Source organism: Desulfobaculum sp. (genome assembly GCF_054921475.1).
Genome location: NZ_JBUDSW010000077.1, coordinates 1 through 13,940, shown reverse-complemented (window position 1 = coordinate 13,940; position 13,940 = coordinate 1). Strand labels below are relative to the sequence as shown.

At 60.8% G+C, this 13,940-nt stretch carries 12 protein-coding genes and 1 other RNA gene; 12 read left to right on the top strand and 1 reads right to left on the bottom strand.

The annotated features are described in order from the left end of the window. A partial coding sequence (locus ACY69P_RS06985) for a polysaccharide deacetylase WbmS family protein (RefSeq protein ID WP_462326978.1) occupies positions 1-687 on the top strand: 687 nt, incomplete at its 5' end. On the opposite strand, the gene ACY69P_RS06980 is transcribed toward ACY69P_RS06985, so the two are convergent. Then, positions 652-1,587 (bottom strand): methionyl-tRNA formyltransferase, encoded by a 936-nt coding sequence (locus ACY69P_RS06980; RefSeq protein WP_462326977.1) that lies wholly within the window; start codon positions 1,585-1,587, stop codon positions 652-654. The genes ACY69P_RS06985 and ACY69P_RS06980 overlap by 36 nt on opposite strands. 341 nt (positions 1,588-1,928) lie before the next feature. Here ACY69P_RS06980 and ACY69P_RS06975 point away from each other — a divergent pair, with 341 nt between their 5' ends. The 11 genes from ACY69P_RS06975 to ACY69P_RS06925 all read left to right on the top strand — a co-directional run. After that, positions 1,929-4,196 (top strand): CBS domain-containing protein, encoded by a 2,268-nt coding sequence (locus tag ACY69P_RS06975; RefSeq protein ID WP_462326976.1) that lies wholly within the window; start codon positions 1,929-1,931, stop codon positions 4,194-4,196. Next, the gene (locus tag ACY69P_RS06970; RefSeq protein WP_462326975.1) at positions 4,133-4,762 is read left to right on the top strand and encodes a hypothetical protein; all 630 of its coding nucleotides are present in this window, start codon (positions 4,133-4,135) and stop codon (positions 4,760-4,762) included. Before ACY69P_RS06975 ends, ACY69P_RS06970 begins: the two co-directional genes overlap by 64 nt. A gap of 301 nt (positions 4,763-5,063) precedes the next feature. Beyond that, positions 5,064-5,534: a TIGR00725 family protein gene (locus ACY69P_RS06965; protein ID WP_462326974.1), complete on the top strand. Its 471-nt coding sequence runs from the start codon at positions 5,064-5,066 to the stop codon at positions 5,532-5,534. A 32-nt stretch (positions 5,535-5,566) separates the two neighbouring features. Next, positions 5,567-6,082: an HIT family protein gene (locus ACY69P_RS06960; protein ID WP_459899917.1), complete on the top strand. Its 516-nt coding sequence runs from the start codon at positions 5,567-5,569 to the stop codon at positions 6,080-6,082. Continuing rightward, on the top strand, positions 6,082-6,447 hold the full coding sequence (locus tag ACY69P_RS06955) for a lipopolysaccharide assembly protein LapA domain-containing protein (protein ID WP_404844969.1): 366 nt from the start codon (positions 6,082-6,084) through the stop codon (positions 6,445-6,447). The genes ACY69P_RS06960 and ACY69P_RS06955 overlap by 1 nt, the downstream gene beginning before the upstream one ends. Before the next feature lie 30 nt (positions 6,448-6,477). Then, positions 6,478-7,620, top strand: coding sequence for a tetratricopeptide repeat protein (locus tag ACY69P_RS06950; protein ID WP_462326973.1), 1,143 nt, complete (start codon positions 6,478-6,480; stop codon positions 7,618-7,620). A gap of 77 nt (positions 7,621-7,697) precedes the next feature. Next, complete coding sequence (gene mutS / locus ACY69P_RS06945; RefSeq protein ID WP_462326979.1) at positions 7,698-10,346, top strand: DNA mismatch repair protein MutS; 2,649 nt, start codon at positions 7,698-7,700, stop codon at positions 10,344-10,346. A gap of 4 nt (positions 10,347-10,350) precedes the next feature. Continuing rightward, a complete protein-coding gene (locus tag ACY69P_RS06940) occupies positions 10,351-10,773 on the top strand; it encodes a hypothetical protein (protein ID WP_459899919.1) in 423 nt (140 codons plus the stop codon). Between the two features lie 190 nt (positions 10,774-10,963). After that, positions 10,964-12,202: a diaminopimelate decarboxylase gene (gene lysA, locus ACY69P_RS06935; protein WP_459899920.1), complete on the top strand. Its 1,239-nt coding sequence runs from the start codon at positions 10,964-10,966 to the stop codon at positions 12,200-12,202. Between the two features lie 379 nt (positions 12,203-12,581). Beyond that, positions 12,582-12,935, top strand: a transfer-messenger RNA (tmRNA) gene (gene ssrA / locus ACY69P_RS06930). 436 nt (positions 12,936-13,371) lie between these two features. Then, positions 13,372-13,940: hypothetical protein (locus ACY69P_RS06925; protein ID WP_462326972.1), on the top strand; the 569-nt coding region annotated here is incomplete at its 3' end.

The following is a 13,940-nucleotide window of genomic DNA, read 5'->3' as shown; positions in this document are numbered from 1 at the left end:
CTTGTGGAGTCCTACGGCATTCTTGCGACGTTTTATGCCACCAACCACAGCCCCGCGCTGCACTGGGCCGCCAGACAAGGGCACGAGGTTGGCCTGCATCCCTTTTTCGGACAGCCAGACGCGTCAGACCGCGACACCCTGCATCACCTGCTAGACCTGTACCCGGATGCCGCTGGCGTGCGAAACCACAGCTACCGGATGGACAGCACCAGCATCTATCTGTTTGCCAAGGCGGGGTTGTCCTACGATTGCAACATCATAGCGCATGATTCCCCCGAAGTGCCGCCCTACGTCCACCACACCGGACTTGTCCGGTTTCCTCTCCACTTTGGCGACGGCGCCAGCCTGCAATATGGCCTGCGCACGCCGCAGGACCTTCTTGCCGACCCCGGCAGGCAGGACCCGGTGGTTCTGCTCTTCCATCCCATCCATATCTATTTAAATACGCAAAGCATGGCGCATTATGCCCGCGCCAAAAAGGACCAGCACGATATGGCCGCGCTCAATAGGCACGTTGCCTCGGGCGAGGGGCCGGGTGTGCGGGAATGGTTCCATGAGGCCTGCGCGGCGGCGCAGCAGCGTGGTGCCGTATTGATGCGGGATGCGGCAGACGCCATAACCCACGGCAAAAGCCAGACCGCGGCCCAGCCCTCAGACGAAGCGGGCGCGTACACTGCGCCGCAATAGCGCTTTGGCTTCGGCGGGTGTTTTTCCTTCCATACCGGCTTCTTCAATCTCCACCATCTGGCGGGAATCGCCGCAGGCGACGACGGGATTGTCCCCTTCGACTCGGCACACATGCCCGGGCACGGCCAAGAACGGCTGGCGCGGGCGGTGTGGCCGTGCGCGCCATACCGTGACGCGTTCGCGCCCTTCATACAAGCTGAAGGCTCCGGCAAAAGGCCGCGATGTCGCGCGGACAAGACGGCAGATGGCCTCGGCGGAGGCTGTCCAGTTGATGCGGCCATCCTCGGGGCGACGTGGATAGCACCGAAGCGCCTGCTCCGGGTTCGCCGGTTGCGGCTGGGGCGTGATGTCCCCGTGCAGGAGGCCCCTAGCGGCATTGGCGAGGAGGTCCGGCGCGCACGCCTCGTACCACTGCATAATGTCGCCGATATAAGTGCCATCCGAGATGGGCAGGTATTCCTTGAGCAGTATGGGCCCGGCGTCGATGCCGTCGGCCATCTGGTGCACCGTCAGCGCCACGGACGTCTCCCCCTGCAAAATGGCCCAGTTGGCGCATGCACTCCCCCGGTAGCGCGGCAGGTCGCCGCCATGGCAGTTGAGGATGCCGTGGGGAAACAGCGCCCGGACGGCCTTTGGAATGCGGTAGAGGTAGCCCATGGAAATGGCGACATCGCACCGCGCCGCGGCAAGGGCCGCCTGCGCCTCCGGGGCTGTAAGGTCGGGACTGAGGCGGTAATCCGCCCCGGTTTCGCGGGCCAAGGCGGCAAAGGCTTCTGGCGGCGTGCCTTCGTAGTCCTGCGGTGGACAGGTCCAGACCACGGGAATCCGCGCGCCCTGCCCGTGCAGGCGGCGCGCCGCCGCAAGGAGTTTTCCGGTTCGCCCAATGACTGCAATGCGCATGCGGTGCCTCCGGGGCAAAGGTGAACAGCCTGAAATACGGGACAATTCTGTGCCATACTAGAGGACGGGCAGAGCACAAAGCAAGGCCGTGGCGCAAAAAGTTTGCCCTTAGGTGCTTGAAAAAAAAGCTGAAATCCATAACCCTCGGCAGAACCCTTCCTTCCCGGACGTTTGGTGGCTTCTCGCCCCGAAGCGTGTACGGTAAGGGAGGCCGCGCGCCCTCCCCGCGCGCCTGAGGTTTTGCGTGGGGCGCGGCTGCGCCATCCCCGTATCAATGCCTTTGCCTCAACGCAGATAACACCGCGCCACTGCCGCGCATGAAAGCAGAACCACAGGATACCATGTCCAATAAAATCAGCGCCCCCACCATCATTACCACGCATATGAATGCGGACTTTGACGCCCTTGCCGCCATGATAGCCGCAAGCCGCCTGTATCCCGGGGCAACGCTTGTCTTCCCCGGTTCGCAGGAGCGCAACCTGCGCAATTTTTACATCCAAAGCGCGATGTACATGTTCAACTTCCGCAACGTGAAGGAAATTGACCTGTCCACGGTGAGCACCCTTGTGGTGGTAGACACCCGCCAAAAATCGCGTGTGAACCACGTGGCCCCGGTTTTCGAGAACGAGGGCTTGATCATCCACGCCTACGACCATCACCCGGACACCCCGGACGATGTGGACTCCTCGGAAGGCATCGTCAACAACTGGGGCTCCACCGCCACTATCCTCTGCCACGAACTGAAAAGGAGAGGCATCACCGTGGAGAGCCGGGAGGCTGACATCATCGCCCTTGGCATCTATGAGGACACCGGCTCCTTTACCTTCAATTCCACCACGGTGCACGACTATATGGCCGCGGCGTGGCTGCTGGAACAGGGCATGGACGTGACCTTTGTGTCCGACCTCATCACCCGCGACCTCAGCGCCGATCAGGTCGCTCTGCTCAACACCATGCTGGAGGCCGCCCAAACCCACGATATCCGCAATACCGCGGTGGTGGTCACGGAGGTCAGCACCGAGGAATACGTCAACGATTTCGCCTTGCTGGCGCACAAGATGCTAGACATGGAGCACATCAACGTGCTGTTTGCCCTTGGCCGCATGGGCGACCGCATTCAGCTTGTGGCGCGCTCGCGCAGTCCAGAGGTGGACGTCAGTCAGATTTGCGCCTCCTTTGGTGGCGGTGGGCATGCATCCGCTGCGTCGGCCAGCATCAAGGACAGAACGCCCTCGCAGGTGAAGGACGAGCTTTTCGCCCTTCTGCTCTCGCACATCGCCCCGCAGGAGCGGGTCCGCCAGCTTATGTCGCACCCGCCCATCCTCATCGAGAGTGACAAGACCATCACCGAGGCCAGCGAAATCATGACACGCTTCGGGCTGAAGGCCGCCCCTGTTGTGCAGGCCGAAACACGGGAATGCCAAGGCATCTTGGAGCATCAAATCGCGGACCGCGCGGTGGCCCACGGCCTTGGGCATCTGCCCGCCACGGACTACCTGACCCGCAGCAACGCCACCGTCGCCCCGGAGTCGGACCTGTACAACGTGATGGAAATCGTGCTGGGCCAAGGGCAGCGCCTTGTTCCCGTCATTGAAAATGGACTGGTGATTGGCGTGCTGACGCGCACGGACCTTATCAACATCCTCATCGAGGAACCTGCGCGCATTCCCGAGTCCCTGCAGCCGGAGAAGCGCCGCGAGCGCAATATCCGCATTATGATACGCGACAGACTGCCCAAGGAGCTTTTCTCCATCCTGCGCCGCGCCGGTGAGCTTGGGCGTGATATGGGCATGGAGGTCTACGCCGTGGGCGGCTTTGTGCGCGACATCCTTATGCATACGCCCAACTCCGATCTTGACCTTGTGGTGGAGGGTAACGGCATCGACTTTGCCCGCGCCCTTGCGGCCAAGCTGGGCGGGCGCGTGCGCGCGCACCATAAATTCCGCACCGCCGTGGTCATCCTTGAGGACGGCCAGCGTATCGACGTGGCCACGGCCCGCCTTGAATACTACGAGTACCCGGCGGCCCTGCCCACGGTGGAGCTCTCCTCCATCAAAATGGACCTGTACCGGCGCGATTTCACCATCAACGCCCTTGCCGTGCAGCTCAATCCGGACCGCTTCGGCAAGCTGGTGGACTTCTTCGGAGCCCAGCGCGACATCAAAAACCGCGTCATCCGCGTGCTGCACTCCCTGTCCTTTGTGGAGGACCCAACGCGCATTTTGCGGTGCATCCGCTTTGCCAAGCGCTACAATTTCCGCATTGGCGGCCAGACGGACCGCCTTATCCGCAACGCCATGCAGCTGGACATGATCCCCAAGCTCTCCGGAACACGCCTTTTCCACGAGATGAACCTCATCTTTGACGAGGAAAACGCCGTGGAGTGCCTGAAACAGATGCGGCACTATAAGATTCTGGAGACCATGCACCCCCTGCTGACGCTGACCCCGGCGCAGGAGACCCTGCTGGAGGACATCAAAAAGGGCTGGACTGGCACCGCTTGCTTTACCTTGGCGACCTGCCGCACAACTGGATGCTCTTCTTCATGGCGATGCTCAACGGCATGCCCGAGGAGGACGTGCAGTCCGTTGCCACGCGCTTTAATCTGACCAAGCGGCAATCCACGGAGCTTTTGGCCCTGCGCACGCAGGTGAACAACACCGTGTACGCCTACAAGAAATGGAAGCACCGGGGCGGGCCGGCCAGCGAGCTGTATTTTATGCTGGAGACGCTGCCCCTTGAGGGCATCCTGTACATCATGGCGCGCTTTAATCAGGAGGACATCCGCAAGAGCATGTCCCTGTTCCTGACCCAGCTCAAGACGCAGGAACTGGAAATAGACGGGCACGACCTGCTGGCCATGGGCCTCCAGCCGGGGCCGGAGTTTGGCACGGTGCTCAAAAAGCTGCGCGCCGCAATGCTGGACGGGCAGGCCTCCTGCCGCGAGGACCAATTGGCCCTCGCCCACCGCTTGGTGGACGACCCGGACTATCTGGGCCTTGAGAAGACGGCCCCCGCTACGCCGGGTGGCTCTCAATCCGGTGAAGTTGCCGCAGGGAACTCCTCATCAGCTGGTGAGGCTGAGGGGGCACCTGCGGACGAGCCGGAGCGCAAGTCTGGGGAGAACACGTCAAAGGATGGTGCAGACAGCGCGGCAAAGACCGACGCGGAGTAATCCGCGTGGCGCAACGGGGGCAAGATGGCCTCCGCGGCGCATGCCCCATGCAGGGCGCGGGCAACGACGCCGCAGTGTCGCGCGGCGGACACGCTGGACACGCCGCAGGTGCGTGGTGCATTTCGGTCTGTGCCGGGGAGAGTGTGGTTTCGCCACAGTCTTGATGCTGTGCTCAGGCACTTTACGCCGTCCCTCTGGCCCGGGGGCACAGCGCGCCCCTTGCCCTTGCGGCCTATGCCGTGTAAATGTTTCGCTTTCACGGCGTATGTGACACACAACATGCCGGTAGGATGACAAAACGATGAAGCGCCGCCCACGGATTTCCGTCATAGGGTCCGGCCACTGCGACGAAACCACCGCCGCAGTCGCCCGCGAGGTTGGCCGCCGCATCGCTGATGCGGGGTGCGACCTTGTTTGTGGCGGCCTTGGCGGCGTGATGCATGCCGCCGCCAAAGGTGCGCAGAACCTCGGTGGCCGCACCATCGGCATTCTGCCCGGGAGCAGCCCGGACGATGCAAACAGCGCCATCGATGTGCCCATAGCCACTGGCCTTGGGCAAATGCGCAACGCCCTCGTTGTCGCCAACGGGGATGTGGTCATCGCGGTGGAAGGCGGCAGTGGCACCCTGTCCGAGGTGGGTTTTGCCCTCAAGGCCGGCAAAGCCGTCATCGCCATTGGCACCTACACGGACATGGCAGGCGTTATTGCCGCGACATCGGCGCGGCAGGCCGTGGACCTCGCTTTGCGGCATATTGCGGACGACGCCCACTAACCGGGCGCAATCACAACCAAGAGGTACGTCATATGGAAGTACTATGGGCCCCATGGCGGCTCGATTACATCCTCGGCCCCAAGCCGGACACCTGCCCTTTCTGCCTGCCCAAGCACACGGACGAAGACGCCGCGCGCCGCATCCTGTACCGGGGGCGGTATTCCTTTGTCATCATGAACATTTTCCCCTATAACAACGGCCACCTTATGGTGACGCCGTACCGCCACGTCATGAGTCTGGTGGACCTGCGTCCGGAAGAACACCATGAAATGATGGACCTCATGCACGAATCCACCCGCATACTCACAACGCACTTCTCCCCCCAAGGCATCAACATGGGGGTCAACATGGGCGAGGCCGCAGGCGCTGGCATTAAAGAGCACCTGCACTTCCATCTCGTCCCCCGATGGGTCGGGGATTCCTCCTTCATGGCATTCGCCTCGGAAACCCGCGTCATCCCAGAACATATTGATCACACCTATGCCAGCCTCAAACCCTATTTTGACGAGTTTAAGACGAAACAATCCGCCAAGGAGGAGGAAAGTTAATGCGTTACTTGAAAGTTCTGGCCCTGCTTGTCCTGTTTTTCCTGACCATGGTGCTGTTTGCACAGAACATGGAGTCCCTGTCGCAGCAGGTTGAGCTTGGCCTGACGCTGTTTGGGCAGGATTTGTTCCTGATCCATCAGCCCATCTATTTCATTCTTCTGTCCGCTTTTGTGCTGGGTGGCATTCTGTGTACGCTGTACTTCCTGTATGAGAAGTTCCGCACCTGTGCAGAGCTGCGCCGCTGCCGCAAAAAGCTCAGAAACCTTGAGAAGGAAGTGACCTCCCTGCGCAATCTGCCGCTGGAGGACAAAAACTTCCCGGCAGAGACCCCGGCCGCAGAAGCCGAAACTCCCGCAGCACAGTAAAAAAACGGCCGGAACGGCCAAGGGATTTGCATGAACTGGCTCACTCGCCTCTTGCCCTTGCGTGGTGGCAAGAGCTTCTCCGGCGGCACCGAGGTCGCGGACCCCGGCAGCTTTGCTCCGGTTTCTCGTGATACTCAGGCCGCCATTGCGGAACTGAGTCAGGTTGCAAAGGACAATCCCGACGCCGTTGAAATATATCTGGCTCTTGGGAATCTGTACCGCTCGCACGGCGAAATTGAGCGGGCGGTACAGATTCGTCAAAACCTCATCGTCCGCCCCGGTCTGGACGACGCCGTCAAAGCCAAAACATGGTACGAACTGGGGCTGGACTACAAGCGCGGCGGCTTTATCGACCGCGCCCTCGGCGCCTTTGAACAGGCGCGTAAAATTTCTGGCGACAACCCCGCCATCGTTGACGAACTGGCCCGCATGACCGCCGACACAGGCGACTTTGAACGCGCATCGCGCTATTATGCCCAGCTTGGCAACGACATTGCCGAGGCCCACTACATGGTCCGCCTTGCGCAGGACCATTTCGACGACGACAACGTCGCAGCCGGGAACAAGTGGCTCAAAAAAGCCCTCAAGACCTACCCCGGCTCCGTTGAAGCGTGGCAGGCCCACCTGCTGCATGACCTCGCCAACGAGGACTGGCCCACCCTGTCGAGGCACCTGCACAAGGCGCTAAGTAAGGTGGACGACAGCCTCGCCTTTGTCCTGTTTGAAGGCATCCTCGCCGCCGCCCGCCAGCACGACGCGCTGGAAGGTGAACTCGACACGGACAAACCCTTCAGTTATCACCCACCTAGAGAGCTGTGCGACGCGGTTCTCTCCGTTTTGGAAAAACGCGACCCAGACCTCTTGGCGCAGTTTTACGCCGCATGGATGGTCTGTAGTCACGACAGCGAAAAGTCCCGCGCATGGCTGGAAAAAACCCTTGTGCTCAATCCGGACTTTTGGCCCGCACGCCTTGAACTTTTGGCCATCAGCATGGACGATCAGCCGCTGTCCCCGGCGTTTCGCCAGCAGCTTGAGTTCTTCGTCAAACATGCCCGCGGGCTGAAACGCTTTGTCTGCCGCCGCTGCGGCCTGAAACGCGAGCAGGTCTTCTTCCGGTGCCCCCGGTGCCAGAGCTGGCACTCCATCACGTACCGCACCCTCATCAACGAATAACCCGCGTCCGGCTCCTCCCGTCCCGGAGTGCGCCGGGCATACAGAAAGAGCACGTGAGCAAAACAAAACTGACGCCAATGCTCGAACAATACCTGAGCATTAAGGCGGAATATCCCGATGCCCTGCTGTTCTACCGCATGGGCGACTTCTACGAGCTGTTCTTCGAGGACGCGGAGATCGCCGCGCGCGACCTTCAGATCGCCCTCACCTCCCGCAATCCCAACGCTGACGCGCCCGTGCCCATGTGCGGCGTGCCCTACCACTCCTGCGACGGCTACCTCTCCAAACTGTTGGAAAAGGGCCACAATGTCGCCATTTGCGAGCAGGTGGAGGACCCCAAGCAGGCCAAGGGCCTCGTCAAGCGCGAAGTTACGCGCATCCTCACCCCGGGCACCGTGGTGGAGGACTCCAACCTTACGTCCAAGACCCACAACTACCTGACGGCTCTCTTCTGGGACGCCAAGGCAGGCGCCGGCGGTCTGGCGTGGGTGGACTTTTCCACGGGCGAATGGTCCGGCATCCAAAGCACCAAAGAGGTCGAACTCTGGCAGTGGATGGAAAAGACCGACCCGCGCGAAATTCTGCTTACCCGCGAATACGACGTGCCAAAGCGCTTCACCGACCTTGAGTCCAAGGTCCACTTCGTGCCGCTACAGTCATTCTTTGACCTGCCCGGCTCCAAGCGCCGGGTTATGGATTCGCAGGGCGTGGCCGACCTTGACGCGCTGGACCTTGACGACAAGCCGCAGCTGACCCAGTGCTGCGGAGCCATCCTCGCCTACCTGCGCCAGACGCAGAAGCACGACCTTACGCACCTTGCGCCCTTCCGGCCGCTCAGCCTCAGCAAGCATCTGCTGCTGGATGAGGTGACGGAGCGCAATCTGGAGATTTTCCGGCGCTTGGACGGCGGACGCGGGCGCGGCACACTGTGGCACGTTATGGACCGCACCATGACTCCCATGGGCGGACGCCTGCTGGCGGAGCGCCTCCAGCGTCCGTGGAAGGACGAAAAGCCCATTGTGGCAACGCAGGAGGCCATCGCCTTCCTGTTCCACGGCGAAGAACTCCGCGAGGACCTGCGCGAAAAGCTGGACAGCGTGTACGACCTTGAGCGCCTGTCCACCCGCATTTTCCTCAACCGCGCCACCCCCAAGGATTTTCTCGCTCTGCGCAACTCCCTTGCGGTGCTCCCCGATGTGGAAGACCTGCTGGAGCAGGCGCGCGGCACCGAAGGCGACGCCCTGCCCCGCGTCATGGACCAAATGCTCAAAGGCTGGGACAGCCTGTCGGACTGGGCACAGCTTTTGGCTACTGCCCTTGCCGATAATCCGCCCCACCTCATCACCGAGGGCGGCCTGTTCCGCTACGGCTACAACGCCGAGTTGGACGAGCTGATGGACCTGACCGAGCATGGCGAAGGCCGCCTCAAGGCGCTGCTGGAGGAAGTGAAACAGGATTCCGGGCTGGAACGCATCAAGATCGGCTTCAACAAGGTTTTCGGGTACTATTTCGACATCCCGAAGACCCTGTCCGACAAGGTGCCCTACCACTTTGAGCGCAAGCAGACCCTCGTCAACAGCGAGCGCTACATCACGCCCCAGCTCAAGGAGTTGGAGGACAAGCTCCTGTCGGCCTCGGACCAGCGCAAGATGCTGGAATACCGCCTGTTCAACGAGTTGCGGGAAAAAGTCGCCGGCGCGCGGCACCGCTTTATGGACATGGCCGGGCGCATCGCCGCGCTGGACTACTGGCAGGGGCTGGCCGAAGCCGCCGCCCAAAACGATTGGAACTGCCCGGAGATGCACGACGGGCTGGAGCTTGCCATCACTGCCGGACGCCACCCCGTGGTGGAGGCCGTGCAAGGCAGCGCCAACTATATCCCCAACGACGTGCGCGTGGACGAAAACAAGCGCCTGCTGGTCATCACCGGCCCGAATATGGCGGGTAAGTCCACCGTGCTCCGTCAGGCGGCCATTATCACCATCATGGCGCAGATTGGCTCCTTTGTCCCGGCGCGCAGCGCCCGCATCGGCATTGCGGACCGCATTTTCTCCCGCGTTGGCGCATCGGACAACCTTGCGCAGGGCCAAAGTACGTTCATGGTCGAAATGATGGAAACGGCGCGCATCCTGCGGCAAGCCGGGCGCAGAAGCCTCGTCATCCTTGACGAAATCGGCCGTGGCACCAGTACCTTTGACGGCCTTGCCCTTGCCTGGGCGGTGGTGGAGGAGCTGTGCGCGCGCGGCAAGGGCGGCGTCCGCACTCTTTTCGCCACCCATTACCATGAGCTGACCGTGCTTGAGAGCAAAATGCCGCAGGTGGCGAATTTCAACATCGCGGTCAAGGAGCACAAGGGCGATATCATCTTCCTGCGCCGCCTGCTCCCCGGCCCGTCGGACCGAAGCTACGGCATCGAGGTTGCGAAGCTCGCAGGCGTGCCGCGTGGCGTTGTCACCCGCGCCAAGGACATTCTGCATGACCTTGAGCGCCGCTCGCGCGAGTCCAACGGCAACCGTCCGCCCCAGCCGGAGACCAAAAGCGTCCTGCTCCCCGGGCTTATCCCGGCGGATGCGCCCATTCCCGACGAGGAATGCGGCCCGGCCATTGAGCCGGAGCGCCTTGCCGTTCTGGATGAACTGGACGGCCTGGATGTGAACGCCCTGACGCCCCTCGACGCCCTGAACCTCTTACACCGGTGGAAGGCCACCGGTACCAACAAGGACTAACCCCATGCGCACGTCTCGACTGCTTCTCGGTCTGATGGCCGCCCTGCTCTGCGCCGTCATGCTTGGTGGCTGCGGCAAAAAGGTCTGGCCCGAGCCGCAGACCTCTCAGGATACCTTCGCCATCGAAAACGCCACAGCCACGCTGAAAAACGGCTGCGTCACCGTCAAAGCCGACGTCACCGGCAACTGGCGCAAGGTTGCCGCCGTGTATCTGGAGGTCTCCTCCGCGGATTGCCCGGGGTGCCCGTTTACGCCCGAGCGCCGCATTGAATTTACCCGTGCTTCCAAGGACATGACCCTGAGCGGTGGCAGCCTCACCCTGCGCGCCTGCGGTCTTGGCGACCAGCCGCTTTTGTGGCGCGTCACCGCCGACAATGTCCACACAAGCATCCGGGGCACCTCAACCAAGGTCCAGATGGTTCCGTAACCGGCGTCTGCCGCGCCGCGCAGGACCGCTTGCCACATTGGAAGACGTGCGCCATCCTTTCGCAGTGGCGCACGATGGCGTTCGATGCCAGCGGAGAAGCCGGGGCGCAGCCCCGCCGTTGGCACAGCAACACCGCCATGACACTGCTTCTTTGAATCTTCAATCGTTATAGGGATATCAGGAGAACGGCATGCATTTCTTCACTCTTAAGGACGGAGAACTCCACGCGGAAGACCTCAAGGTCGCCGACCTTGCCAAGGAGTACGGCACCCCGCTGTACGTTTATTCCGCCGCCACCCTGCGCCGCCATTTTAAGGCGTATGATTCGGCGTTTACCTCGCTGCGGCATATGACGTGCTATTCCGTCAAAGCCAATTCCAACCTCTCCGTGCTGAAGCTGCTGGCCGAAATGGGCGCAGGCATGGACATCGTCTCCGGCGGCGAACTGCACCGCGCCCTCGCCGCTGGCGTGGATCCGCAGAAAATCGTCTACTCCGGCGTTGGCAAGCGTACCGCCGAAATCCGCGAGGCGCTTGAGGCAAATATCCTCATGTTCAACGTGGAGTCGCAGCAGGAGCTGGAACGCATCGGCGCCGTGGCGCAGGAAATGGGCAAAACCGCCCGCATTTCCGTGCGTATCAACCCCGACGTGGACCCCAAGACCCACCCCTACATCTCCACCGGGATGAAGAAAAACAAGTTCGGGCTGGATCTTGAGACCTCCCTTGCCACCTACCGCCGCGCCAAGGAACTCCCGGCTGTAGAGGCCGTTGGCATTGACTGCCATATCGGTTCCCAGCTCACCACCGTGGAGCCGTTCCTTGAAGCGCTGGAGAAGATTCTCAACTTCTACCAGCAGCTGTGCGACATGGGCCTGTGCATCGAGTACATCGACCTTGGCGGCGGCCTTGGCATTACCTACGACGAGGAAGAGCCGCCCCACCCTGCCGAATTCGGTGAAGCCCTTGCCAAGCGCCTTGCAGACCTGCCCATCACACTCATTTTGGAGCCGGGCCGGAGCATCGCGGGCAACGCGGGCATCCTTGTGACCGAGGTCGTCTACACGAAGCAGACGCCCAGCAAGCACTTCGTCATTGTGGACGCCGCCATGAACGACCTTGTCCGTCCCTCGCTGTATGGCTCCTTCCACCGCATCGCCGAAGTTGCCCCGGCCGGACGTCCGGAGGAGGATGTGGACGTGGTTGGTCCTATTTGCGAATCCGGCGACTTCCTCGCGCGCGACAGACAGCTGCCGCGTGTGGAGTCCGGTGAATTCCTCGCCTGCTTCTCTGCGGGCGCATACGGCTTTACCATGAGCTCCAACTACAATTCCCGCCCCCGTGCGTGCGAGATCATCGTAGACGGTCAAAACGTCACCGTGGCGCGCCGCCGTGAGACATATGAAGACCTGACCGCGCTGGAGCGTTAAACGCCTCCACGCACGATTTCAGCCGTTAAAAGGGCGCGCCTGTCACGAAGCAGGCGCGCCCTTTGCGTGTGCATGGTGGGACATGAAACGCGAAGCCCCGGCCGCTGGAGTCCCGATGCGGCCGGGGTATTCACGCTTTCGGCGGGCTGGAACGCCGAAAGCAGGGAGCATATGCCCCCCTGCCCACTTGTGGGCCCCACCTACAAACGCAGGATGGGGAGTTGGACACATACTACACGCATCCTGCCGGAAGGAATACCCCTTATGCAAAATTCCCAGAGCAACACATCCTCCCGGCACACAAAGAATTTTCCCGAACACCCCATGACCCCCTTGCCAAATCTTGAAAAGTCCCTATATTCCCCCTAGCTCTTTGATTGGGGGCGACCTGGTTTCGACGGGGATGGTTGAAGCCAAGGTTGCAGGCCGAGGCGCCGCTGGCCTCGTAAAAAAGCGGCAAGGCTATAAATGCCAATGATACCGAATACGCTCTGGCAGCTTAATTAGCCAGCACTTAACCGATGGATGCCTGATAAATCGGAGCGGTGACAACCCTTTCAGGCTGGCTACTGATTCGCGTTCGCCGGAATCAGGGCGAGAACCAAGGTGAACTGGCCGTGCGCAAGCCTGTCCGTCGGCGGGCAATCGGTAAGACACAAATGATGGACTAAGCCTGTAGACGCCTTGAGTGGAGCATTCTCGGACGGGGGTTCGATTCCCCCCGCCTCCACCAGATACCCCAACAAAATCAAGCCCTTGGATCCGTCCAAGGGCTTTTTTTGGTGGTGTAAGCGTGGTGTAAGGTCAAAAACATAGAATGCACGTAAGTCGATTTTCGGTTTTGCAACTTACGTGCATTTCGCCTCCTAAAACGAAGCGAGCCGAAGCTCCTCCGACTCGCCTTCACGTGCCCTCTGAGTGGTCACTCATTCAGGGCTATTTCTCTCCCCTTCCTCTTCTCATCATATTATCAAAACGGTCTTTTTCTTGGTGTCAAACATTGCGCAAGCAATGAGTTGGGAATTGATATAGCGTTTCAAAAGATATATCGTCCTTATCCGGTACGGGAAGGCCAGCCCGTATAGCCTTGCTGACACAACTGCCGGCAGCCTCTTCGTCGAGGAGCTGAGACTGCCCTTCATTCTGATTCTCCTCGCAAGGACCAGTTCATGCCGACCCGTCGAGACGCCATTAAGCTCTTCACCGTTGGCGCCATAGGAGCACCAATGACCTGCACGTCTGCGCCACTTCCTGACGGCGTTGCCGCCACCCTTTCAGAAATCACCCTGTCTGAACTGCACGCCAAAGCGCGTGAGCTCCAGAGCGGCGACCGAATTCTTGCCGCTCCTAGGGACATTTCCGAAAAGCTCCTGCTTCGGACCTACGGATTTGAATACATAGATGACGCTGACCAAGGGCTTCTCTTTCAGTTTCTGCCTGCCAGAAACAACAGTATCGAAACAATCTCGTCCATCCTTTACGACGACTCCAAGGTCGCCACATACAAAATCGCCCTACTCCGGGCTCTCGTGGACATCGCGTCGGGCTTGAGCAGCGAGCTTGTCGAGTTTCATACCGAGGATGGGCAGGATTACGCCTTCATCCCCTACGGACTCGTTTGCCTTCAGTGGATCAAGTATTACTGGCCTCTTGTGGAGAAAGGCATTCCACAGATTACCCGTGGAACGAACATGGCCTTTGAGGATGAACTGCGCGAAGTAATGAAGCTTGCCAAATC

What these genes read in the sequence shown, in the direction of transcription:
- ACY69P_RS06980 (WP_462326977.1), bottom strand. Translation starts at nt 1,587, where the DNA reads ATGCGCATTGCAGTCATTGGGCGAACCGGAAAACTCCTTGCGGCGGCG.
- ACY69P_RS06975 (WP_462326976.1), top strand. Translation starts at nt 1,929, where the DNA reads ATGTCCAATAAAATCAGCGCCCCCACCATCATTACCACGCATATGAAT.
- ACY69P_RS06970 (WP_462326975.1), top strand. Translation starts at nt 4,133, where the DNA reads ATGGCGATGCTCAACGGCATGCCCGAGGAGGACGTGCAGTCCGTTGCC.
- ACY69P_RS06965 (WP_462326974.1), top strand. Translation starts at nt 5,064, where the DNA reads ATGAAGCGCCGCCCACGGATTTCCGTCATAGGGTCCGGCCACTGCGAC.
- ACY69P_RS06960 (WP_459899917.1), top strand. Translation starts at nt 5,567, where the DNA reads ATGGAAGTACTATGGGCCCCATGGCGGCTCGATTACATCCTCGGCCCC.
- ACY69P_RS06955 (WP_404844969.1), top strand. Translation starts at nt 6,082, where the DNA reads ATGCGTTACTTGAAAGTTCTGGCCCTGCTTGTCCTGTTTTTCCTGACC.
- ACY69P_RS06950 (WP_462326973.1), top strand. Translation starts at nt 6,478, where the DNA reads ATGAACTGGCTCACTCGCCTCTTGCCCTTGCGTGGTGGCAAGAGCTTC.
- mutS (WP_462326979.1), top strand. Translation starts at nt 7,698, where the DNA reads ATGCTCGAACAATACCTGAGCATTAAGGCGGAATATCCCGATGCCCTG.
- ACY69P_RS06940 (WP_459899919.1), top strand. Translation starts at nt 10,351, where the DNA reads ATGCGCACGTCTCGACTGCTTCTCGGTCTGATGGCCGCCCTGCTCTGC.
- lysA (WP_459899920.1), top strand. Translation starts at nt 10,964, where the DNA reads ATGCATTTCTTCACTCTTAAGGACGGAGAACTCCACGCGGAAGACCTC.